The organism is Streptomyces sp. NPDC003720 (genome assembly GCF_042875075.1).
Taxonomy (GTDB): Bacteria; Actinomycetota; Actinomycetes; order Streptomycetales; family Streptomycetaceae; genus Streptomyces.
Window position 1 is genome coordinate 34048 of record NZ_JBIANZ010000006.1, and the last position, 23891, is coordinate 57938.

General features: G+C 71.6%; 18 protein-coding genes. 13 read left to right on the forward strand and 5 right to left on the reverse strand.

The features are described from left to right. Nucleotides 1-96: 96 nt before the first annotated feature. From ACFYU0_RS17610 to ACFYU0_RS17620, 3 genes are all read right to left on the reverse strand, one after another. Nucleotides 97-2562: a SpoIIE family protein phosphatase gene (locus tag ACFYU0_RS17610; RefSeq protein ID WP_389302021.1), complete on the reverse strand. Its 2466-nt coding sequence runs from the start codon at nt 2560-2562 to the stop codon at nt 97-99. 155 nt (nt 2563-2717) lie between these two features. Beyond that, on the reverse strand, nt 2718-5129 hold the full coding sequence (locus ACFYU0_RS17615) for an MFS transporter (RefSeq protein ID WP_389302024.1): 2412 nt from the start codon (nt 5127-5129) through the stop codon (nt 2718-2720). 217 nt (nt 5130-5346) lie between these two features. Then, the gene (locus tag ACFYU0_RS17620) at nt 5347-5790 is read right to left on the reverse strand and encodes an SRPBCC family protein (protein WP_351669055.1); all 444 of its coding nucleotides are present in this window, start codon (nt 5788-5790) and stop codon (nt 5347-5349) included. A 134-nt stretch (nt 5791-5924) separates the two neighbouring features. Here ACFYU0_RS17620 and ACFYU0_RS17625 point away from each other — a divergent pair, with 134 nt between their 5' ends. The 3 genes from ACFYU0_RS17625 (at nt 5925) to ACFYU0_RS17635 (ending at nt 9328) form a co-directional block, all read left to right on the forward strand. Further along, on the forward strand, nt 5925-6965 hold the full coding sequence (locus ACFYU0_RS17625; protein ID WP_389302028.1) for an Rv2578c family radical SAM protein: 1041 nt from the start codon (nt 5925-5927) through the stop codon (nt 6963-6965). 187 nt (nt 6966-7152) lie between these two features. Then, nucleotides 7153-8724, forward strand: a complete 1572-nt coding sequence (locus ACFYU0_RS17630) for an alpha/beta hydrolase (protein WP_389302032.1) — start codon at nt 7153-7155, stop codon at nt 8722-8724. 79 nt (nt 8725-8803) lie between these two features. Next, nucleotides 8804-9328, forward strand: coding sequence for a GNAT family N-acetyltransferase (locus ACFYU0_RS17635; protein ID WP_389302034.1), 525 nt, complete (start codon nt 8804-8806; stop codon nt 9326-9328). Between the two features lie 7 nt (nt 9329-9335). Here the strand turns inward: ACFYU0_RS17635 and ACFYU0_RS17640 are convergent, their stop codons facing one another. Continuing rightward, complete coding sequence (locus tag ACFYU0_RS17640) at nt 9336-9917, reverse strand: adenylosuccinate lyase (protein ID WP_389302037.1); 582 nt, start codon at nt 9915-9917, stop codon at nt 9336-9338. A 375-nt stretch (nt 9918-10292) separates the two neighbouring features. Between ACFYU0_RS17640 and ACFYU0_RS17645 the strand changes: the two genes are divergently transcribed. The 10 genes from ACFYU0_RS17645 to ACFYU0_RS17690 all read left to right on the forward strand — a co-directional run bounded on the left by ACFYU0_RS17645 (nt 10293) and on the right by ACFYU0_RS17690 (nt 22696). After that, a complete protein-coding gene (locus tag ACFYU0_RS17645; protein WP_351669065.1) occupies nt 10293-12098 on the forward strand; it encodes a 3-hydroxybutyryl-CoA dehydrogenase in 1806 nt (601 codons plus the stop codon). A 136-nt stretch (nt 12099-12234) separates the two neighbouring features. Further along, nucleotides 12235-13056 carry a TetR family transcriptional regulator gene (locus ACFYU0_RS17650; protein WP_351669067.1) on the forward strand — a complete coding sequence of 274 codons (822 nt, stop codon included), beginning with the start codon at nt 12235-12237 and terminating at the stop codon, nt 13054-13056. A gap of 432 nt (nt 13057-13488) precedes the next feature. Further along, nucleotides 13489-14826: a crotonyl-CoA carboxylase/reductase gene (gene ccrA, locus ACFYU0_RS17655; protein WP_351669093.1), complete on the forward strand. Its 1338-nt coding sequence runs from the start codon at nt 13489-13491 to the stop codon at nt 14824-14826. Between the two features lie 16 nt (nt 14827-14842). Then, nucleotides 14843-16891, forward strand: a complete 2049-nt coding sequence (locus ACFYU0_RS17660; RefSeq protein WP_351669069.1) for a protein meaA — start codon at nt 14843-14845, stop codon at nt 16889-16891. Then, complete coding sequence (locus ACFYU0_RS17665; protein WP_161291613.1) at nt 16888-17850, forward strand: CoA ester lyase; 963 nt, start codon at nt 16888-16890, stop codon at nt 17848-17850. The genes ACFYU0_RS17660 and ACFYU0_RS17665 overlap by 4 nt, the downstream gene beginning before the upstream one ends. Before the next feature lie 5 nt (nt 17851-17855). Further along, nucleotides 17856-18380, forward strand: coding sequence for a MaoC family dehydratase (locus tag ACFYU0_RS17670; protein ID WP_351669072.1), 525 nt, complete (start codon nt 17856-17858; stop codon nt 18378-18380). A 2-nt stretch (nt 18381-18382) separates the two neighbouring features. Further along, entirely contained in the window at nt 18383-19588 is a 1206-nt protein-coding gene (locus ACFYU0_RS17675; RefSeq protein WP_351669075.1) for an acyl-CoA dehydrogenase family protein, read from the forward strand. 170 nt (nt 19589-19758) lie between these two features. Continuing rightward, complete coding sequence (locus tag ACFYU0_RS17680) at nt 19759-20415, forward strand: phosphatidylserine decarboxylase (protein WP_389302043.1); 657 nt, start codon at nt 19759-19761, stop codon at nt 20413-20415. 22 nt (nt 20416-20437) lie between these two features. Continuing rightward, the gene (pssA, locus tag ACFYU0_RS17685; protein ID WP_250400422.1) at nt 20438-21256 is read left to right on the forward strand and encodes a CDP-diacylglycerol--serine O-phosphatidyltransferase; all 819 of its coding nucleotides are present in this window, start codon (nt 20438-20440) and stop codon (nt 21254-21256) included. A gap of 207 nt (nt 21257-21463) precedes the next feature. Beyond that, entirely contained in the window at nt 21464-22696 is a 1233-nt protein-coding gene (locus ACFYU0_RS17690) for an alpha/beta fold hydrolase (protein WP_351673508.1), read from the forward strand. A gap of 4 nt (nt 22697-22700) precedes the next feature. Here ACFYU0_RS17690 and ACFYU0_RS17695 read toward each other — a convergent pair whose 3' ends face one another. Then, nucleotides 22701-23852, reverse strand: a complete 1152-nt coding sequence (locus tag ACFYU0_RS17695) for a glycerate kinase (RefSeq protein ID WP_389302047.1) — start codon at nt 23850-23852, stop codon at nt 22701-22703. Nucleotides 23853-23891 lie beyond the last annotated feature (39 nt).

The window sequence follows — 23891 nt, forward strand, 5'->3', positions numbered from 1 at the left end:
GCCGTGTGCGGGGCAAGGGTCCGGAGGCCACCTTCACCGGATGTACGGGCCGTGGCCACCGCGGGGGGCGCGCTGAGCAGGCGGCGCGCCCCCGGCTCAGCGCCCTTCGGCGAGGCCCTGTTCGAACCAGACGGTCTTGTGGTGCCCGGTGGCGCTGGCGCCCCACTCGCGGGCCAGCCGGCTGACCACCCGCAGACCGCGCCCGGCCTCGTCGTACGGCCCCGCGGCGAGCATGGAGGGCAGGGCCGGCTCGTCGTCCGTGACCTCGAACAGCAGGGCGTCGGTGCGGACCACCCGGAGTCCGACCCGGCCGCCGCCGTGCCGTACGGCGTTGGTGACGACCTCGCTGACCAGCAGCCGCGCCGTCTCCACGGCCTGCGGCAGGTCCCAGTCCAGCAGCCGCTCGCACACCAGGCCGCGGACCCGGCCGACCTCGCGCGGGTCGGCTTCGAAGTGCCACTCGGCGACGTGGTCGCCGGGGATGCCGTTGAGCCGGGCCATGAGCAGGGCCACGTCGTCCTTGCGGCCGCCGTGGGTGTTGAGGGCCCGGATGATGGTGTCGCAGGCGTCGTCCATCGAGGCCGCGGGGTGGGCGGCGGACTCGCAGAGCGCGGCCAGGCCCTCGCCGATGTCGGAGCCGCGCACCTCGACCAGGCCGTCGGTGCACAGCACCAGCCGGTCGCCGGGCGCGACCCGGACGACGGTGGCCTCGAAGGGGACACCGCCCACGCCTATGGGCGCGCCGGTCGGCAGGTCGAGCAGTTCGCTGCGGCCGTCCTCGGCCCGCACCAGCACGGGCGGGATGTGCCCGGCGTTGGCGAGGTGCAGTTCGCCGCGGATCGGGTCGTAGACCGCGTAGAGGCAGGTGGCGAGGTAGTTCTCGCCGAGCCGGCGGGCGAGGTCGTCGAGGTTGCGCAGCAGTTGGGCGGGCGGCGTCTCCATGGTGGCCATGGTCTGCACGGCCGTGCGCAACTGGCCCATCATCGCGGCCGAGTTCAGCCCGTGGCCCATCACGTCACCGACGACGAGGGCGGTGCGGCAGCCGGGCAGTTTGATGGTGTCGAACCAGTCGCCGCCGATCCGGCCGAGCCGGGTGCCGGGCAGATAGCGGGTCGCCACGTCGCAGCCGGCCATCCGCGGGGTGACCTGCGGCAGCATGCTGTCCTGCAGGGTGTCGGCGACGTTCTCCTGGTAGGTGTACATACGGGCGTTGTCGAGCACCAGGCCCGCGCGTGCGGCGAGTTCGGCGCCCGTGGTGCGATCCATGTCGTCGAACGCGGCGCGGTCCGGGCGGCGCATCAGCACCATGAAGCCGAGGACGACGTTGCGCGCCTTGAGCGGCACGATCAGCAGCGAGCGGCCGCCGATGAGCGGCCTGAGATCGCGCTTCTCGAACTCGCCGGAGATGCGGTTGGACAGCTCCTCGGTGACCCTCGGGATCAGCACCGGCTCGCCCGTCACCATGCACCGGTAGAACGGGGTGTGCTCGGGGAAGGCGAACGTCTCGCCGACCGGCACGGTGTCGTCCCAGCGGCCCGGTTCGTCGTTGTGCTCGACCCAGACCCGGTGCATCACCGTGCTGGCGTCCGGCGGGCCGTCCGGGAAGCCCTCGCCCGCCAGCACCGCCGAGCGCAGGTGGGTGCCGGCGAAGTCCGCGAAGCGGGGCACGGCGGCGCTGGTGACCTCGCGGATGGTCTCGCCGAGGTCGAGCGAGGTGCCGATGCCGGAGCTGACCTCGTTGAGGAACTCCAGCCGCTCGCGCACGGCGGCGTACTCCAGGTCCAGCTCCGCTCCGGCCGGGATCACGGGCGCGGTCCGCTGCTGCGGCACGACCGCCTCGGCGCGGTTGCGGCCGGGGCGGCGCGGCACACCCCAGTACGGGGTCACGGGCACCCGGTCGAACTGGCTGAACTCCAGCACGGGATAGCCGAGTTCGAGGATCTGGGAGACGATGCGGCCGCTGAGGTCGGGGCCCATGTTGGGCAGGATCTCGGGGAGCCGGCGTTCCAGTTCGTCGGAGGCGGGGAGTTCGGTGTGGCGGGCGAAGCCGGGTGAGATGTGCTCGGCCGTCTCGTCGTCGTAGCCGCGCTCCTCGCGCAGCCGGACGGCGTCGGCGGCGAGCACCAGCAGCCGGAACGGGCCGGGGCCGACCAGCGGGTAGGCCCACCAGAGGACGTCGATCCGCTCGTCGTCGGTCGCCCCGGCGCCGGACCGCCCCTCCTTGTGCGGGAACTGGCGGGCCCGGCCGGCGGTCGGGTAGGCGGTGCGGCCGCCGAGGGAGGCCTCCAGGTCGGGACCGAGCTCGTCGTACGCCTCGTAGGCGTCCGGCATCGGGTCGTCATGCGGGTCGTCGGAGAGCGCGCCGGAGACCGGCAGCAGATCCACCGCGGGACGCCCGACCGCCTCCTGCCGCCCGACGCCGAACAGGCGGCCCGCGCCGCTGCTCCAGTGGGACACGAGACCGTCGCGGTCGACGACCACCACGGCAAGCGGAATCCGGCCCGCCGCGGCCTCGCCGGCGCCGCGGCCGGGAGGTGTGTCCCGCTCGCTGCCACGGTCCATGGCCCAGGCCCTCTCTCCCCACGGCTGTTCGCAAACGATCTGTGCCGCCCGCCACTACGGTACGGCGGCGGCCGGGCGCGATGTGCGGCAATCCCCGAATTGGTCTCCGCCTCGCGCACCGGCGCGCGGCCGGTCGGCCTGCGGGCGCCGTCCCGTCAGTCCTCGTGCCCCAGTTGCAGATCGCGTTCCGTGCGGCCGCCGCCCGCGACCTGCAGGACGGTCGCGACCGGCGGGTAGCCTGCGGCGATCACCGTGTACTCGCCGGAGGACAGGTCCACGAACCGGAACGCTCCGTCGGCTCCGGTGGTGAGGGTGTCCACCACGTTCCCGGCGGCGTCCAGGAGCGTGACGCGGGCGTCCTCCACCGCGCGGCCGCCGCTCGCCCGGACGGTGCCCCGCAGTACGGCGCCGCCCGCGAGCTCGACGTCCTGCCGGGTCTCCCGGGCGGCCTGCACGGTGACCGGGAGCGCGGCGGGCCGGAAGGCGGGCGCGCTGGCCGCGAGGGTGTACTCGCCCGCCACCAGCTCGGTGATGACGTAGCCGCCCTCCCGCCCGCTGCGGGTGCTGGCGACGACCTCGCCGTGCACGTTGGTGAGGGTGACGGTGGCGTCCCGGACGGGGCTGCCGTCGGCGGTGAGCACGCTGCCGGCGAGGCGTCCCGCGCCGCCGAGGACGACGTCGAGCTCCACGGGCCGCTCGCCGACGGTGACGGAGACGGCCTGCGGCTGGTGGCCGCCGGCGGCGGCGATCAGCACGTACGAGCCGACGCCGGGCGTGGCGAGCGCGTAGCGCCCGTCGTCGCCGCTCGCACCGCGTCCGATCTGCTGTCCGGCGACGTCGATGAGGGTGAGCGCCGCGCGGGGCACCACGGTCCCGTCGGGGTGCTGCACCGTGCCGCAGACGGGAATCCCGGCCGCGTACGGCGAGCGCGGCGCCCCGGCCGGGGGCTGGTGGCGGGCCTGCGGGATGGGGCTGGTCGCGGACACGGGCTCGGTTTCGGCGGCGTTGTGGGACACCAGCGGTTTCTCCTTGAGGAAGAAGGCGATGATCAGGCCGAGGACGAGCACCGGGACCAGGTAGAGGAAGATCCGGGGCATCGCGTCGGCGTAGGCGCGGATGTAGGCGTCGCGCAGCGCCGGTGGCAGCGCGTGCACGAGCTGCGGGGTCAGGGACTCGGGGTCGGGCAGCCCGGCGCCCGCGCTCGGCGGCAGTTCGCGCCGCAGGGCGTCGGTGAGCCGGCCGGCGAACAGCGTGCCGAAGACGGCGGCGCCGACGCTGCCGCCGATCTGCCGGAAGTAGTTGTTGGCGCTGGTGGCGGTGCCGAGGTCGGCGGGGCGCACGGAGTTCTGCACGGCGAGCACCAGGACCGGCATCACCAGGCCGATGCCGGCGCCGAGGACGGCCATCCAGACGCTGTAGTACAGCCGGGGCGTGGCCACCTCGAGCCGGGACAGCAGCCACATGCCCACGGCGGACAGGGCGCCGCCGAGGACGGGGTAGAGCTTGTACCGCCCGGTGTGGCTGATGAGCTGTCCGCCGGCGATCGAGGCGCCGACGATGCCGCCCATCATGGGCAGCATCAGCAGCCCGGACTCGGTGGCGCTGGCCCCGTCGACCATCTGCAGGAAGGTCGGCAGGTAGCTGGCGGCGCCGAACAGCGCCACGCCGATCACCAGGCCGACCAGACCGGTGACGTTGAAGACGGAGTCCCGGAACAGGCGGAGCGGGATGAGGGGTTCGGCGGCGAAGCGCTCGGCGACGACGAAGAGGACGGTGGCCGCCAGGGCGCCCGCGCCGAGGCCGATGATCTCCCGCGAGCCCCAGGCGTACTCGGTGCCGCCCCAGCTCGTGAGCAGCACCAGGCAGGTGGAGGCGGCGGCGAGCAGCAGCGCGCCGGGCACGTCGAGGCGGGCGCGGACGCGGGGCCTGGGCAGTTTGAGCACCGCCGAGACGACGACGAGGGTGAGCAGGCCGAAGGGGACGTTGATGTAGAAGCACCAGCGCCAGGACAGGTGGTCGGTGAAGTAGCCGCCGAGCAGCGGGCCGGCGACGGAGGCGACGCCGAACGCGGCGCCGATCAGGCCCATGTAGCGGCCGCGCTGCCGGGGCGGCACGATGTCGGCGATGATCGCCTGCACCCCGATCATCAGCCCGCCCGCGCCGACGCCCTGGACGGCGCGGAAGGCGATGAGCTGGTCCATGCTCTGTGCCCGCCCGGCGAGCGCGGAACCGGCCACGAAGACGACGATCGCGAACTGGAAGACGCCCTTGCGGCCGAAGAGGTCGCCGAGCTTGCCGTACAGCGGCAGCCCGATGGTGGCGGTGAGCAGGTAGGCGGTGATCGCCCAGGACATCTTGTCCAGGCCGTGCAGCTCGCCGACGATCTTCGGCAGCGCGGTGGCGACGATCATCTGCTCCAGGGCGGCGAGCAGCAGCGCGAGCATGAGCCCGAGGAACACCAACCGCACGCGCCTCGCGTCGAGTTCGGCGGTCCGGGGCAGTGGGGGCGCGGCCGTCCCGGGGGGTGCCGTGACCGGCTCGTCCCGCACCAGAGTCGTCCCACCCACGTACCGCTCCCCTCGTCGCACCTGTCACACAATTCCCGCGCAAGACGACAACTGCGGACAAGTACGGCGAGTTACGGCACAAGCTCGGACGGGATGCGAATCCACTCGAACCGGTGAGGAGCACAACACCCCGGCGCGGGGCGGTCTTTGGGATCGGGCGGAGATCAGACGCGGCTCAGACGGAGGCCGGGCCGAGGTCAGGCGCGGACGCGCCCGGTCACTTCTCGACCTCGCGCGCCAGGTTGGCGAGGACGGCGTCGTAGATCCGGCCGAGGCCCTTGGGCGCGAAGGTCCGCTCGAAGAAGCCGCCGACGCCGCCGGCGCCCTGCCAGGTGGTGGTGACGACGACCCGGGAGCCGCCCTCGCCGGCCGGGGTGACGCGCCAGGTGGTGACCATGGAGGAGTTGCGGTCCTTCTCGACCAGCTCGCCGTCGGTCGGCTCGCTGACCTCCAGCAGGCAGTCGCGCACCCGCTTGCTGGTGGCCTGGAGCTTCCAGTGCACGAGGGTGCCCTCGCCGTCGCCGCCCTCGCGGACCTCGTACTCGCTGAAGTGCTCGGGCAGCAGCCGCTGCCGCGTGCCGCTGTAGTCGGCGAGGGCGTCGAACACCTTCTCCGCGTCCGCCGCGACGACCCGCTCCGTAGTGGCCTCGACCTGCGCCATTGCGTTCCTCCAGGACCAGTTTTCTCGAAGAGGGCTCAAGCCAACCACCCCGGCGCCCGGCCGCCCAAATCGGGGTCGCACGATCATGGGAACAGATGTTCTATTGTGTGCGGCAATGCTACCGAGGAGGCGTCATGCGCTGGGAGAACCTCACGGGCGAGACCGAACACCGCCGGGCCGACCCCGCCCTGTTCGGCGCGGACGCGGTGACCACCCGCACCTTCGACACGCCCGAGTTCGCGGGGATGACCTTCCACGAGGTCCGGGCGCGCTCGATCCTGAACCGGGTGCCGGGCGCCTCCCGGATGCCGTTCGAGTGGACGGTGAACCCGTACCGCGGCTGCACGCACGCGTGCGTCTACTGCTTCGCCCGCAAGACGCACGGCTATCTGGACCTCGACACGGGCATCGGCTTCGACACCCAGATCGTGGTGAAGGTGAACGCACCCGAGCTGCTGCGCCGCCAGCTCGCCTCGCGCCGCTGGCTGGGCGACCACGTGGCGATGGGCACCAACGTCGACTGCTACCAGCGCGCCGAGGGCCGCTACCGGCTGATGCCGGGCATCATCTCGGCCCTCACCGAGCGCGCGAACCCCTTCTCCATCCTGACCAAGGGCACCCTGATTCTGCGCGACCTGGAACTGCTGACCCGGGCCGCCCGGGTGACGGACGTCGGCATCTCGGTCTCGGTGGGCTTCACGGACAACGCGCTGTGGCGCACCGTGGAGCCGGGCACGCCCGCGCCCGAGCGCCGGCTGGACGTGGTCCGCGTCCTCGGCGAGCACGGCATCGGCTGCGGGGTGCTGATGGCGCCGGTCATCCCCTTCCTGAGCGACCACCCGGACCGGCTCCGGGAGACGGTCCGGGCTATCGCGGCGTCCGGGGCCACCTCGGTCACACCCCTGGTGCTGCATCTGCGGCCGGGCGCGCGGGAGTGGTTCATGACCTGGCTCGGGCAGCACCACCCGCACCTGGTGCGCCGCTACGAGCGGCTGTACGCGGAGGGCGCCTACGCGCCCAAGTGGTACCAGCGCCGGATCACCCGTCAGGTGCACGAACTGGCCCAGGAGTACGGCATCGGCCCCGCGCGCGCGGGAGCGGCCCGGCGGATCCGCCCGGCCGGAGCCGCCGAGGCGCCCGCTCCCGCCGAGCCGACCCAGCTCACCCTGCTCTGAGGCGCCGGATCGGAGCGGCTCCGAGCGCGCCCGACTCCGGGAGCGCCGCTGGGAGCGTTGGAGGGCATCCCTCGGACCAATTGGGTCAAGTATGGGCAGAAAGGGTTCTGCGGGGGGCTGATTCCGGGACGATCCGGCGAGGACCGTGATCACACGGTTCGCGTCACCCTCCGTCCCGGGAGGACCCATGAGGACACGCGCAGCCGTGCTGTGCGCAGCCGCCGCCATGGTGGCGGGCTCGGTCACGGCCGTCCCCGCGCAGGCGGCCCCCGCCGCTCCGGCGCCGAAGCTCGTCTGGAAGAAGTGCGGCACCGACGACTACCCGACCCTGCAGTGCGCGTCGCTGAAGGTGCCGCTGGACCACGCGCGGCCGGCCGGCCGGCAGATCACGCTCGCCCTGTCCCGCGTCCCGCACACCGCCCCGGCCTCCCAGGGACCGCTGCTGGTCAACCCCGGCGGCCCCGGCGGCAGCGGTCTCAAGCTCGCCGGCTACGTCGCGTCGGCGCTGCCGAAGGCGGTGGCGGCCCAGTACGACGTCATCGGCTTCGACCCGCGGGGCGTCGGGAAGAGCACGCCGGCGCTGGACTGCTCGGCCGGCCGCTTCAAGCCGGTGCGGCCCGACACCGTGCCCGCGACGCCCGCGCTGGAGCGGGCGAACCTGGAGCGCGCCCTGTCCTTCGCCGCCGCCTGCGGCCGCAAGTACGCGGACGTGCTGCCGTACATCGACACCGTCGACGCCGTCCGGGACATGGACGCCGTCCGCCGGGCCCTCGGCGCGCCGCGCATCAGCTACTTCGGGTACTCGTACGGCACCTACCTGGGCGCGGTGTACGCCAAGCTCTACCCCGAGCGGGTGCGGCGCCTGGTGCTGGACTCGGTCGTGGACCCGACGGGCGTCTGGTACGAGGACAACATCGGCCAGGACTACGCCTTCGACGCCCGCCATCGCGCCCTGATGGCGTGGATCGCCCGGCACGACGCCACGTACCGGCTCGGCAAGGACCCGGCGAAGGTCGAGGCCCGGTGGTACGCGATGCGCGCGGCCCTGGCGAAGAAGCCGGCCGGCGGCAAGGTGGGCGCCGCCGAACTGGAGGACGCCTTCATCCCCGGCGGCTACTACAACGGCTACTGGCCGCACCTCGCGGCGGCGTTCGCGGCCTACGCCAACGAGGGCAGGACCGGGCCGCTGGTGAAGGCGTACCAGGACTACGGCGCGGTGGACGGCCCGGGCGACAACGGGTACAGCGTCTACGCGGCGGTGCAGTGCCGTGACGTGTCCTGGCCGCGCGACTGGAACCGCTGGCGGACGGAGACCTGGGGGGTGTACGCGAAGGCGCCCTTCATGGCCTGGAACAACGCCTGGTACAACGCGCCGTGCGCGTTCTGGCCGACCGGGACGCTGCGGCCGGTCGACGTCGCCAACAGGAAGCTGCCCCCGGCACTGCTGTTCCAGGCGACCGACGACGCGGCCACGCCGTACGCGGGCGGGGCGACGGCCCACCGGCTGCTGGCGGGCTCCCGGCTCGTGGTCGAGCAGGGCGGCGGCAACCACGGCATCAGCCTCAGCGGCAACGCGTGCCTGGACCGCTACCTGGCCGACTACCTGTCCGACGGCAGACTCCCGCGCCAGGCCGGCGTGGCGGGGGCGGCCGACGCGGTCTGCCAGAGGTCGCCGGACCCCGTACCCCCGTCCGGCAAGGCGGCCCCGACGGCCTCGCGCGGCGCGGAGCTGCACCAGCTGCTGGGTTTCCGCCGCTGACCGGCCGGCCCGGCCGCGCGAGGGCCGGTCCGCCGGATATTCAGGGGCGCCGGGCGGACCGGTTCCCTAGGGTGCGGTCATGGACGACCCCTCCCTCCGCATCCGCCCGATGGTCCTCGGCGACTGCGACCGTGTCTCGGAGATCCGGATCCGGGGCTGGCGGCACGCCTACCGCGGGCTCATGCCGCAGCCGTATCTCGACGCGCTGAGCGTGGCGCGGGACGCCGAGCGGCGCCGTACCTGGTTCGAGCAGGGGAACGGCGCGGTGGTGAACCTGGTCGCCGAGCGGGGCGGCGAGGTGGTCGGCTGGGCCGCGTACGGGCCGTACCGCGACGGTGAAGTGCGCACCGGGGACGCCGAGTTGTACGCCGTCTACCTCGACCCGGACCATCTGGGCACGGGCGTGGGCCGGGCGCTGCTCGCGGAGTCGGTCGAGCGGTGCGCCGGGCACCCGCGCATGTTGCTGTGGGTGCTGAAGGAGAACACGCGGGCCCGCCGCTTCTACGAGCGCGCCGGGTTCCGCTGGGACGGCGCCGAGGAGCCCTTCGAGGCGGGCGGCGAACTCGTGCCCGAGGTGCGGTACGCGCGGGCGCTGGGCGGCTGAGCCGGCGTCACTTCCGCTCCTGGCGCGGGATGCGCGCCAGCGCGCGTACCGCCGCCTCGGCGAGCGCCGGGTGCGCCAGGGCCTCGCCCAGCACCCGCCGGGCGCGGGCGTCGCCGAGCGCACCGAGACCGTCCACGCAGGCGAGGGCCACCCGCCGGTAGGGGTCGTGCGGGCGCAGCCGGCGCTCCAGGGTGGTGATCAGCGTGGGCACGGACTCCGGGGCGCGCAGCTCGACCAGGAGCCGTACCGGGTGCAGGGCGTAGGCGACGCGCAGTTCGTTGGTGGCGAGGGCCGCCGCGGCGCGGGCCGTGCGCGGGTCGCCGAGCCGGGCGAGGGCGTGGGCGGCCGAGGCGCAGCGGGGCGGGTCGCGGTGGTTGAGCAGCAGCACGAGCGCCTCGAAGGCGCGCCGGTCGCCGGCCCGGCCCAGCCGGAACGCCGCCAGTTCCCGGGCCCACAGCGGCTGTCCGGGCGCGGTGAGCACCTCGGCGAGTTCGTCGTGGTCCCCGGTCGTCAGCAGCCGCTCGTAGCCGGGTGAGCCGTGCGACTCCTGCCGTAAGCGTTCCGTGAGCGATCGCAACTCTTCGTCCACGGTGCCAGCGTAGGCGGGTCTCCCGGGTGGAGGGAGCTACATCACAAAGTCGGCTTCGGCGCGGGGCTGGCGCGCTCGTTACCGGCCGGTTAAGCTCAGAAGAGCGAGTTACCCACTCGCGTTCGCTCACGACGGTTTGGTGACGCAGCCGTCGTGCGCCGGTCGGTTCGGTACCTCGGTACCGCAGTACGACCCGGCTCCGGGACAGAGCCGGTCGGAATTCCGCCGCTCCCGGGCGTGTGCACGCCCGCGGTGCCGGCACCGGGCGTGTGCGCCAGCAGCCCGGCAACACCCGCACTCCTTCCCGCCCCGGTGTGCGCCTTCGGGCGCACCCGGCGCGTTCCCAGTCGTCACCCTCATTCCTGGAGTCCCGCGATGGCCACTCCCCTGTCCGACACCAATCTGTCCCCGCTCAAGACGATCGCCGTCGTCGGTCTCGGCACCATGGGCACCGGCATCACCGAGGTTCTCGCGAAGGCGGGCCGCGAGGTGATCGGCATCGACGTCGCCGAGGCCCAGACCGCGCGGGCGCTCGCCGCCCTGGAGTCCGCCGCCGCCCGTGCCGTCGAGCGCGGCCGGCTGACCGAGGAGGACCGCGCCGGCCTGCTGGCCCGGGTCCGCCTCTCCACCGACCTGCGCGCGGCGGCCGACGCCGACCTGGTCATCGAGGTGGTCCCGGAGTCGTACGAGGTCAAGCACCAGATCTTCCGCGAGCTGGACGGCATCGTGCGTCCGGAGACCATCCTGGCGACCGGCACCAACGCGCTGTCCGTCACCCGGCTCGCCGCCGACTCCGCGCGCCCCGAGCGGGTGCTGGGCCTGCACTTCTTCAACCCGGCCCCGGCGATGAAGCTGGTCGAGGTCGTCTCCTCGGTGCTGACCGCGCCGGCCGCGGTCGCCGCGGTCACGGACCTCGCGATCGAGCTGGGCAAGGAGCCGGTCGCGGTCGGCGACCGCCCCGGGTTCGTCGCGGACGGGCTGCTGTTCGGCTACCTCAACCAGGCCGCCGCCATGTACGAGGCGAAGTACGCCTCCCGCGAGGACATCGACGCCGCGATGCGGCTCGGCTGCGGCCTGCCCATGGGCCCCCTCGCCCTGCTGGACCTGATCGGCATCGACACCGCGCGCACGGTGCTGGACGCCATGTACGCCGAGTCCCGCGACCGGCTGCACGCCCCCGCCCCGATCCTCAAGCAGCTCAGCGAGGCGGGCCTGACCGGCCGCAAGTCCGGGCGCGGCTTCTACACCTACGAGGCGCCGGGCAGCGCCGCGGTCGTGCCGGACCCGCTGACGCCGGCCGCCGGCGGCGCCGGGGCCGAGGGGCGCCCGGTCCGGTCCGTGGGCGTCGCGGGCTCGGGCACGATGGCCTCCGGTATCGCCGAGGTGTTCGCCAAGGCGGGCTACGAGGTCGTCCTCGCCGCCCGCAGCGAGGAGAAGGCGCAGACCGCGAAGGCCCGTATCGGCAAGTCGCTTTCGCGCTCTGTCGACAAGGGCCGGATGACCGCCGAGGCGGCCGCCGAGACCCTGGACCGGATCACCCCTGCGGGTTCCTACGACGCCTTCGCCGACGTCGACCTGGCGGTCGAGGCGGTCGCCGAGGACCTGGAGGTCAAGCGGCAGCTCTTCGCCGCGCTGGACAAGGTCTGCAAGCCGGGCGCGGTGCTCGCCACCACCACCTCCTCGCTGCCCGTCGTCGCCTGCGCCCGCGCCACCTCGCGCCCGCAGGACGTGATCGGGATGCACTTCTTCAACCCGGCCCCGGCCATGAAGCTGGTCGAGGTCGTGCGCACGGTCCTGACGGCCGACGACGTGCACGCCACCGTCCGCGAGGTCTGCGGGCGGATCCGCAAGCACGCCGTGGACTGCGGCGACCGGGCCGGCTTCATCGTGAACGCGCTGCTGTTCCCGTACCTCAACAACGCGATCAAGATGGTCCAGGAGCACTACGCGACGCTGGACGACATCGACGCGGCGATGAAGCTCGGCGGCGGCTACCCGATGGGCCCGTTCGAGCTGCTGGACGTGGTGGGCCTGGACGTCTCGCTGGCGATCGAGAAGGTGCTGCACCGCGAGTTCCGCGACCCGGGCCTGGCCCCGGCGCCGCTGCTGGAGCACCTGGTGGCCGCGGGCTGCCTGGGCCGCAAGACCGGCCGCGGCTTCCGCGAGTATGCCCGCCGCTGACGGCGTCGGCGACTGGTCCCGCACGGAGACGGACTGGGGCGGACTGCTCGATCCGGCGGGCAGCCCCCCGCCCCTCGCGGGCGGGGGATCCCCCGGACCTGCGCATTCTGCCGCGCACATGCAGTACGTTCGGGTCATGCCCCAGCCCGCCAAGTCCTCACGTACACCAGCCACGCCCGACGCGCCGGAAAGTGCCGCAGGCAGTCGCGCCGCCGCCCAGCGGCTGAAGATGCGCCGGGAACTGGCGGCCGCAGCGATGGAGCTGTTCGCGACCAAGGGGTACGAGGCGACCACCGTCGACGAGATCGCGGCCGCGGCCGGGGTCGCGCGCCGCACCTTCTTCCGCCACTTCCGCTCCAAGGAAGAGGCGATCTTCCCGGACCACGACGACACGCTGATCCGCGCCGAGGCGGTCCTCAACGCCGCCCCCGCGCACGAGCATCCGCTCGACACGGTGTGCCGCGGCATCAAGGAAGTCATGAGGATGTACGCGGCCCGGCCGGAGATCTCGGTCGCCCGCTACAAGCTCACGCGCGAGGTGCCCACCCTGCGCGAGGCCGAGATCGCCTCGGTGGCCCGCTACGAGCGCCTGTTCACCCGCTACCTGCTCGGCCACTTCGACGAGCACGCGCACGCCGACGACGCCAACGACGACCCGCTGCTCGCCGAGGTGGCCGCCTCCGCCGTCGTCACCGCCCACAACCACGTCCTCAGGCGCTGGCTGCGGGCCGGCGGGCAGGGCGACGTGGAGGCGCAGCTCGACCACGCCTTCGCCATCGTGCGCAAGACGTTCGGCACCGGGATCGGCGCCGGACGCGGCCCGGCGCCCGGGCCGGCGGCCACCATGGCGCCGGCGGCGGTCTCCGCGCACGGCGAGGTCCTGGTGACGGTCGCCCGCACCGACGCGCCGCTCGACGAGGTCATGCGCACCATCGAGGAGGCGCTCAAGGAGCGCTGAGACGCCACGCGCCCTGTGATGACGGCCACCCTTCGGGGTGGCCGTTTTGGCATGTCAGGGGCCCTTTTCGGGGGCATTCCGGAGCCCGTTCGATCGATCATCGCTCATATGTTGCGTAAAGATTTCATCTGAGAGCAGCTTCTGGCACTCAGTGCCTTGCGGCATGACACGCGGTGTCATACGTTGAAGGAAGTCCGGGCGGCCGGCGCGCAGAGACCATTCGTGCGCCGGCTGTCCCCGCAAGCCGGACGGCCTGCGCGCCCGGACGCCTGCGTCACAGGCACCCTCCCGCGCCACAAAGCGCTGCCGAAGCTCCACCCCCGCCGAACCGACGGCACACCCTCAAAACCCTCAGCAGCACTCCCAGCAGCACCGACGATCCCCCAGCGCCCCTCCCTCAGGGCGCTCACCGCCGGAGGCAACACCGTGACCGTGAAGGACATCCTGGACGCGATCCAGTCGAAGGACGCCACGTCCGCCGACTTCGCCGCCCTGCCGCTCCCCGAGTCGTACCGCGCGATCACCGTCCACAAGGACGAGACGGAGATGTTCGCGGGCCTGCAGACCCGCGACAAGGACCCGCGCAAGTCGATCCACCTGGACGACGTGCCGCTGCCCGAACTGGGTCCGGGCGAGGCCCTGGTGGCCGTGATGGCCTCCTCGGTCAACTACAACTCGGTGTGGACCTCGATCTTCGAGCCGCTGTCCACCTTCGGGTTCCTGGAGCGCTACGGCCGCACCAACGAGCTGGCCAAGCGCCACGACCTGCCGTACCACATCATCGGCTCCGACCTCGCCGGCGTCGTCCTGCGCACCGGCCCAGGCGTCAACGCCTGGAAGCCCGGTGACGAGGTCGTCGCCCACTGCCTCTCCGTCGAGCTGGAGTCCTCGGACGGCCACAACGACACGATGCTCGACCCCGAGCAGCGCATCTGGGGCTTCGAGACCAACTTCGGCGGCCTCGCCGAGATCGCGCTGGTCAAGTCCAACCAGCTCATGCCGAAGCCGGACCACCTGAGCTGGGAGGAGGCGGCGGCCCCGGGCCTGGTGAACTCCACCGCCTACCGCCAGCTCGTCTCCCGCAACGGCGCCGGCATGAAGCAGGGCGACAACGTCCTCATCTGGGGCGCCAGCGGCGGCCTCGGCTCCTACGCCACCCAGTTCGCCCTCGCCGGCGGCGCCAACCCGATCTGCGTCGTCTCCAGCGAGCAGAAGGCGGAGATCTGCCGCTCCATGGGCGCCGAGTCGATCATCGACCGCAACGCCGAGGGCTACAAGTTCTGGAAGGACGAGAACACCCAGGACCCGAAGGAGTGGAAGCGCTTCGGCAAGCGCATCCGTGAGCTGACCGGCGGCGAGGACATCGACATCGTCTTCGAGCACCCGGGCCGCGAGACCTTCGGCGCCTCCGTGTTCGTCACCCGCAAGGGCGGCACCATCACCACCTGCGCCTCGACCTCGGGCTACATGCACGAGTACGACAACCGCTACCTGTGGATGTCGCTCAAGCGGATCATCGGCTCGCACTTCGCCAACTACCGCGAGGCCTGGGAGGCCAACCGCCTCATCGCGAAGGGCAAGATCCACCCCACCCTGTCGAAGGTGTACTCCCTGGAGGACACCGGCCAGGCGGCCTACGACGTGCACCGCAACCTGCACCAGGGCAAGGTCGGCGTGCTGTGCCTGTCCCCCGAGGAGGGCCTGGGCGTGCGCGACGAGGAGATGCGCGCCAAGCACATCGACGCCATCAACCGCTTCCGGAACATCTGAGGACCCGGAGGTCCAGATGACTGAGCGTCAGCCCTCCGGATCGCGGAGGGAGAAGGACCGGCCGTGGCTCATGCGCACGTACGCCGGTCACTCCACGGCGGAGGCGTCCAACGAGCTGTACCGGCGCAACCTCGCCAAGGGCCAGACCGGTCTGTCGGTGGCGTTCGACCTGCCGACCCAGACCGGCTACGACCCCGACCACATCCTCGCCCGCGGCGAGGTCGGCCGGGTCGGCGTGCCCGTCTCGCACCTCGGTGACATGCGCCGGCTGTTCCAGGACATCCCCCTGGAGCAGATGAACACCTCGATGACGATCAACGCCACCGCCATGTGGCTGCTGGCGCTCTACCAGGTCGTCGCCGAGGAGCAGGGCGCGGACATCACCAAGCTCCAGGGCACGACCCAGAACGACATCGTCAAGGAGTACCTGTCCCGCGGGACGCACGTCTTCCCGCCCGGGCCCTCGCTCCGCCTGACGACGGACATGATCGCGTACACGGTCTCCCACATCCCGAAGTGGAACCCGATCAACATCTGCAGCTACCACCTGCAGGAGGCCGGGGCCACGCCGGTGCAGGAGATCGCGTACGCGATGTCCACCGCGATCGCCGTGCTCGACGCCGTGCGCGACTCCGGCCAGGTGCCCGAGGAGCGCATGGGCGACGTGGTCGCCCGCATCTCCTTCTTCGTCAACGCGGGCGTCCGCTTCGTCGAGGAGATGTGCAAGATGCGGGCGTTCGGCCGCATCTGGGACAAGGTCACCCGCGAGCGGTACGGCATCGAGAACCCCAAGCAGCGCCGCTTCCGGTACGGCGTCCAGGTCAACTCGCTCGGCCTGACCGAGGCGCAGCCGGAGAACAACGTCCAGCGGATCGTGCTCGAGATGCTGGCGGTCACCCTCTCCAAGGACGCCCGCGCGCGTGCCGTGCAGCTCCCCGCCTGGAACGAGGCCCTGGGCCTGCCCCGGCCGTGGGACCAGCAGTGGAGCCTGCGCATCCAGCAGGTGCTCGCCCACGAGAGCGACCTGCTGGAGTACGAGGACATCTTCGAGGGCTCGCACGTCGTCGAGGCGAAGGTGAACGCCCTGGTGGAGGAGTCCCTCGCCGAGATGGACCGGATCCAGGAGATGGGCGGCGCGATGGCCGCCGTCGAGTCCGGCTACCTCAAGGCGCAGCTCGTCTCCTCGCACGCCGAGCGGCGGGCGCGGATCGAGTCCGGCCAGGAGAAGATCGTCGGCGTCAACATCTTCGAGACGACCGAGCCGAACCCGCTCACGGCCGACCTGGACACCGCGATCATGACGGTCGACCCGGCGGTCGAGGCCCGGGTCGTCGCCTCGCTGGAGACCTGGCGGGACACCCGCTACCAGCCGCCCTTCAACCACCCGCGCCCCTGCAAGGCGCTGGAGCGGCTGAAGGAGGCCGCCAAGGGCACCGGCAACCTGATGGAGGCCACGCTGGAGTGCGCCCGCGCCGGGGTCACGACCGGCGAGTGGGCGGGCGCCCTGCGCGAGGTGTTCGGCGAGTTCCGGGCGCCCACCGGGGTGTCCTCCGCACCGGTGGCCGTCACCGCCGAGGCCGGCTCGGCCATGGCCGAGGTCCGCGCCAAGGTCGACGCCACCGCCCGCGACCTGGGCGTCGGCAAGCTCCGCTTCCTGGTGGGCAAGCCCGGCCTCGACGGTCACTCCAACGGCGCCGAGCAGATCGCCGTCCGCGCGCGCGACGCCGGCTTCGAGGTGGTCTACCAGGGCATCCGGCTCACCCCCGAGCAGATAGTGGACGCCGCCCTGGCGGAGGACGTCCACGCCGTGGGCCTGTCGATCCTGTCCGGCTCGCACGCCCAGCTCGTGCCGGACGTGCTGGAGCGCCTGCGTGTGGCCGGTGCCACAGATATACCGGTGATCGCAGGTGGCATCATCCCGAACGGGGACGCCGAGGATCTCCGGGCCGCCGGAGTGGCCGCGGTATTCACCCCGAAGGACTTCGACATCACCGGGATCATCGGCCGCATCGCCGACGAGATCCGGAAAGCGAACAAGCTCGACCCCCTGGAGGTCCCCGCATGACGACAGTCAACCGCCTTCGCCCCCGCCGCTCCTGCCTGGCGGTACCGGGAAGCAACCCGCGCTTCCTGGAGAAGGCCCAGGGCCTCCCCGCCGACCAGGTCTTCCTCGACCTGGAGGACGCGTGCGCGCCGCTCGCCAAGCCGGAGGCGCGGCACACCATCGTCAAGTTCCTCAACGAGGGCGACTGGACGGGCAAGACGCGCGTCGTACGGGTGAACGACTGGACGACCGAGTGGACGTACCGGGACGTCGTCACGGTCGTCGAGGGCGCCGGCCAGAACCTCGACTGCATCATGCTGCCGAAGGTCCAGACGGCCCAGCAGGTCGTGGCGCTCGACCTGCTGCTGACCCAGATCGAGAAGACGATGGGCTTCGAGGTCGGCAAGATCGGCATCGAGGCGCAGATCGAGAACGCGCAGGGCCTGAACAACGTCAACGAGATCGCGCAGGCCAGCCCGCGCGTGGAGACGATCATCTTCGGCCCGGCCGACTTCATGGCCTCCATCAACATGAAGTCGCTGGTCGTGGGCGAGCAGCCGCCCGGCTACCCGGCGGACGCCTACCACTACATCCTGATGAAGATCCTGATGGCCGCCCGCGCCAACAACCTCCAGGCGATCGACGGCCCCTACCTGCAGATCCGCAACGTCGAGGGCTACCGCGCGGTCGCGCAGCGCGCCGCCGCCCTCGGCTTCGACGGCAAGTGGGTGCTGCACCCGGGCCAGGTCGAGGCGTCCAACGAGATCTTCTCGCCGTCGCAGGAGGACTACGACCACGCCGAGCTGATCCTGGACGCGTACGACTACTACACGTCCGAGGCGGGCGGCAAGAAGGGCTCCGCGATGCTCGGCGACGAGATGATCGACGAGGCCAGCCGCAAGATGGCCCTGGTGATCTCGGGCAAGGGCCGCGCCGCCGGCATGCAGCGCACCAGCAAGTTCGAGATCCCGGAGGCCTGAGCGCGATGCAGTTCGGACGCACCTACGAGGAGTTCGAGGTCGGGGCGACGTACAAGCACTGGCCGGGCAAGACGGTCACGGAGTACGACGACCACCTGTTCTGTCTCCTCACCATGAACCACCACCCGCTCCACATGGACGTCAACTACGCCGAGAAGACGACGGACTTCGGCAAGAACGTCGTGGTGGGCAACTACATCTACTCGCTGCTGCTCGGCATGTCGGTGCCGGACGTCTCCGGCAAGGCGATCGCCAACCTGGAGATCGAGTCGCTCAAGCACGTGGCGCCGACGTTCCACGGCGACACGATCTACGGCCAGACGACCGTGCTGGACAAGTGGCCGTCGAAGTCGAAGGACGACCGCGGCATCGTCTACGTGGAGACCAAGGGCTACAAGCAGGACGGCACCCTGGTGTGCGTCTTCCGCCGCAAGGTCATGGTGCCCACCGAGACGTACATCAAGGAGCGCGGCGGCGAGCAGCCCGGCCGCCCGGAGCTGAACGCCCCTTCGGAAAAGACGGAGAAGTAGCCATGGCGCGCCTCGCCCAGACCGCCGGTCTGAACGACGTCCAGCAGGAGATCCTCTCCACCGTCCGCGACTTCGTGGACAAGGAGATCATCCCGGTCGCGACCGGGCTGGAGCACCGCGACGAGTACCCGCAAGCGATCGTGGACGGCCTGAAGGAACTCGGCCTGTTCGGTCTGATGATCCCCGAGGAGTACGGGGGTCTGGGCGAGTCGCTCCTGACGTACGCGCTGTGCGTGGAGGAGATCGCCCGCGGCTGGATGTCGGTGTCCGGCATCATCAACACGCACTTCATCGTCGCGTACATGCTCAAGCAGCACGGCACGCAGGAGCAGAAGGAGCACTTCCTGCCCCGCATGGCGGCCGGCGACATCCGCGGCGCCTTCTCGATGTCGGAGCCGGGCCTCGGCTCCGACGTATCGGCGATCACGTCGAAGGCGGTCAAGGACGGCGACGAGTACGTCCTGAACGGCCAGAAGATGTGGCTCACGAACGGCGGAACCTCGTCGCTGGTGGCCGTTCTGGTCCGAAGTGACGAAGGTCACCCCGAGGGCACGGCCCCGCACAAGTCGATGACCACCTTCCTGGTCGAGAAGGAGCCCGGCTTCGGTGAGGTCCGCCCCGGCCTGACCATTCCGGGCAAGATCGACAAGATGGGCTACAAGGGCGTCGACACCACCGAGCTGATCATGGACGGCCTGCGCGTTCCGGCCGATCGGGTGCTCGGCGGCGTCACCGGCCGAGGTTTTTACCAAATGATGGACGGAGTGGAGGTCGGCCGCGTGAACGTGGCGGCCCGCGGCTGCGGAGTGGCGCAGCGCGCCTTCGAGCTGGGCGTTCAGTACGCCCAGCAGCGGCACACCTTCGGCCGGCCCATCGCCCAGCACCAGGCCATCCAGTTCAAGCTGGCCGAAATGGCCACCAAGGTCGAGGCCGCGCATGCCATGATGGTGAACGCGGCACGCAAAAAGGACTCCGGGGAGCGAAACGACCTCGAGGCAGGCATGGCGAAGTACCTCGCCTCCGAGTACTGCAAGGAGGTCGTGGAGGACGCCTTCCGGATCCACGGCGGCTACGGCTTCTCCAAGGAGTACGAGATCGAGCGCCTCTACCGGGAGGCCCCGATGCTGCTGATCGGCGAGGGTACCGCCGAGATCCAGAAAATGATCATCGGGCGCAGGCTGCTCGAAGAGTATCGATTCCAGGGCTGATTGTCCGGAAACGGGGTGTTTTCTTCGAGAAGAAGATCACACCCCGTCGATACCCCTCAGCCGCCGACTCGGCTTCCTGGCTTGCCCAGTTGTGACCTGCGACCGGTACGATCCCGGGAAAGCCGCCGTCCCCCGTCAGAGCGCGGCATCATCCGCTACGAAGGTCATCCATGCCCCACAGCCAAACCTCTGCACACCGCGACAGCCTGGTAGGCGCACGCCTCGCGCGCGGAGCATCGCCGTGGCTTCTCCCGACCGTCGCCACCGCAGCCCTCAGCCTGGTCCGCGCCCGCCGCTCGGGCGCGGCCAAGGCCGTCGCCGTGCCCGCCACCGCGCTCGCGGCGGGCATGCTGTGGTTCTTCCGCGACCCCGAGCGCGAGATCGCCCCCGGCCGGGTCATCTCGCCCGCCGACGGCGTGGTGCAGAGCATCATGCCCTGGAAGGACGGCCGCACCCGCGTCGCGATCTTCATGAGCCCGCTCAACGTGCACGTGAACCGCGCGCCGCTCGCCGGCACCGTGACGTCGGTCGAGCACATCCCCGGCGGCTTCGTTCCCGCGTTCAACAAGGAGAGCGAGAACAACGAGCGCGTAGTCTGGCATTTCGACACCGAACTCGGCGACATCGAGATGATCCAGATCGCCGGCGCGGTGGCCCGCCGCATCGTGCCGTACATCCCCGAGGGCACGAAGGTCGAGCAGGGCGACCGCATCGGTCTGATCCGCTTCGGCTCGCGTGTCGACCTCTACCTGCCCGAGGGCGTGGAGGTCGCGGTCGAGGTCGGACAGAAGACCGTGGCTGGGGTGACTCGCATTGACCGTGATTGATCCGGAGACCCAGGCGGGCTGGGTGCCCGAGGCCGACGACGTGGACGACGAGGAGGAGATGCCCCTTTCTCTCCGCCTGTCGATAGCGGACACCCTGACGCTGGGCAACGCCACGTGCGGCTTCATGGCGGTGTACTTCACCACCACCGGCATCCTGATCCCGCACCTCACCGGCAGCCAGGAGTCCGGCATGGCCCGCCACAGCGCGGCCACGGCGGTCATCCTGATGCTCTGCGCGGCGGTCTTCGACCTGTTCGACGGCCTGGTCGCGCGGAAGCTGCGCTCCTCCCCGATGGGCGCGGAGCTGGACAACCTGTCGGACCTGATCAGCTTCGGCCTGGCGCCCGCGTACTTCGTCCTCGTCTACGGCATGGTCGCGGACGACGCGCACCAGAGAGTGGCGGCGCTGGGGGCGATCGTGGTGCTCCTCGCGGTGGTGCTCAGGCTGGCGCGGTTCAGCTGCGTGACGGTGAAGGACGGCACCTTCCAGGGCATGCCCTCGCCGTTCGGCGCGCTCACGGTCGTCTCGATCGTCCTGCTGGAGCTGCCCTTCGTGGCCACCCTGCTGGCGATCCTCGGCACCGCGTGGCTGATGGTGAGCCGGGTGGAGTACCCGAAGCCGCGCGGCCGCCTCGCCGGGGCGATGCTCTCGTGGATCGTCCTGTCGATGGGCCTGCTGGCCGCCTGGGCGTTCGACGCCCCGAGCGGGCAGCTGCTGCTGCAGACCGGCTGCGCGCTGCAGCTCGTCATGGGCGCGGTGATCCCGCTGTTCGCCACGGCCCGCCGGGTGAACAACTTCCGCGACAACCGCCGCGAGTCGCGGGCGGCCCAGCTGCCCTGACGCCCTCGCCGGCATCGACGGGTGTGGCCCGAGTCCTGAGGACTCGGGCCACACCCGTTTCGGCTTCAAGGGAGGAAGCGGCTCACCCGTTGACCCGTCAAGTACCAGCTGTCGTGGCCGAGTTGCAGCAGATCGGACAGCAGAGGAGGGTGGAAAAGGGAGCATTCTACCTGAAACGTCTGATTTCACTGGCCCAGGGAGACGGCCATGCCCGCACCCACCCTCAACGAGTACAAGGTGCCGCTCGCCTCGAAGGTCCCGGCGAACTACGGCGACCCGGTGGAGCTGTTCGTCCGGGAGTACAACGGCACCAAGACCAACAAACCACCCCTGCCCGTGCTGATGCTGCACGGCAGAAGCGTGCCCGCGCTGCCGGGGTTCGACCTGGCGCCGGTACCCGGCGGTTCCGCCACCCGGTACAGCTGGGCGCAGGAACTCGCAGACGACGGCTACGACGTGTTCATCATGGACCTGCAGGGATCCGGACGTTCCACCCGCCCCAAGGTGATGGACGAAGCCTGCAACGCGAACCCGGCCCAGCAGCAACAGGTCCTCGTCCCGCACCCCCTCACGGAGCCGTGCCCTCCCCCGCCGCCCTACGCGCACGAGCTGGGCAACTCCGAGAGCGACTGGGCGGAGCTGGACAAGGTGGTCGCGTTCATCCAGAACCTGCCGGGCCGGAACAAGCCGATCCGCTTCATCGGCTGGTCCGCGGCCGCCTTTGTGATGGGGCCCTACACCCTGCAGAATCCCGGCAAGGTCGAGAGCCTGCTCCTGCTGGCCCCGATGTTCCCGCCGAAGGGACGCTGGTCCCAGAAGCCCGCGGAGCCCTTCGGGCGCCCGATGGAGGCCGGGACCCTGCCCGTGTCCAAGCCGCCCAACATGTTCGGTTTTCCGATGAACGTCGGCAGCATGACCGGGGTGAAGGCCTCTCTGGCCAGTACCCCGGACCTGTGGGAGCCCGGTATCCCGGACCTCGTGTGGGCCGCCTGTATGGCGAACGACGCGCTCGGCAGCAAGTGGGGCCCCGAGGTGGCGGGCGCACCCGGCACGTACGAGGGCGTCCTGCGGTACCGCAACACCTACTGGTGGGGTTGGAACAACCAGACCGTGCCGTACGAGAACCCGGCCGGCACCCGGGTGCTCGGCGAACGGGTGCCCGTGCTCATCGTCTACGGGGACGCGGACCGGACCGCCAACAGCCCGGCCACGTTCCCCGACGTCCTGCGCTTCTCCGTGCCAGACCTCTACGCGGCCGTCCCGGGGCCGCAGAAGCTGATGTTCCGCCTCGCCGGTGCGGGACACTCGCTCGTCTGGGAGCGCACCGCGAAGCCCCTCCACCACATGTCGAAGCAGTGGTGCAAGAACCACAAGGTGGAGGGCCTGACCAGCGGCAGCTGGTTCCGGGACTTCGACGGTGAGCTGACCCCCGTACAGTGACGGCTCAGCCGAGCAGGTCCCGCGCGATCCGCTCCGCGACCCGTTCCAGGATCGGCCCCGCGTCCGCGATGCACGTCGCGACGTCCGGCTCGACGGACGTCAGCGGGTACGCCCGGCCGATCCCGGCCCGGCGCAGCGACTCCTCGGGCAGGGCGAGCCGCCCGCACACCGCGACGACCTCCTTGCCCGCCGCGCGGGCCGCGGCGGCGACCCCCGCCGGGGCCTTGCCGTGCAGGGTCTGCTCGTCCAGCGAACCCTCCCCGGTGATCACCAGCGAGGCGCGCTCCAGTGCCGGGGCGAAGCCCAGCACGTCCAGCATGACCTCGATGCCGGGGCGGAACCGGGCGCCCAGCAGGAGGGCGCCGTAGCCGATGCCGCCGGCCGCCCCCGCGCCGGGCGCCGCCGCGAAGTCCGCGGCCCGCGGGCCCACGGCGGTCTCCAGCACCTCGGCGAAGTGCGCGAGCGCGGCGTCCAGGGCCGCCACGTCGTCCGGGGTGGCGCCCTTCTGCGGCCCGTACACCGCGGGCGCGCCCTTCGGCCCGGTCAGCGGGTTGTCGACGTCGCTGGCGAGGACCAGTTCCACCGAGTCCAGGCGTGGGTCGAGGCCGGACAGGTCGGCCCGCGTCAGCGCGGCGAGGCCGCCGCCGCCCGGTGGCACCGGCTCCCCGTCCGCGTCGAGGAACCGCGCGCCCAGCGCCGACAGCATCCCGGCGCCGCCGTCCGTCGTGGCGCTGCCGCCGACGCCGAACACGATCGTCCGCGCGCCCGCGTCCAGCGCCGCGCGCAACAGTTCGCCCGAGCCGTACGTCGAGGCGGTCAGCGGCGCGAACACCCCGGCGGGCAGCCGCTGCAGTCCGCTCGCCTCAGCCATCTCCACGACCGCGGTGCCGCCGCGCAGCGCGTACGCGGCCGTCACCTCCTGCCCGAGCGGCCCGGCCACCCGGACCTCGCGGCGTTCGAAGCCGGCCGCGACGGCCGCGTCCACGGTGCCGTCGCCGCCGTCGGCGACCGGCAGCGCCTCGACCTCGACATCCGGCACGACCCGGCGCAGCCCGGCCGTGATCCGCTCGGCGACCCGCACGGCCGTCAGCGAGCCCTTGAACTTGTCCGCGGCGATGAGCACCCGACGGGTCCCGTTGCCTGCAGCGTCCGCCACCTTGCATTCCCCTTGCTCTCCGGGCCCCGCGCACGTCGG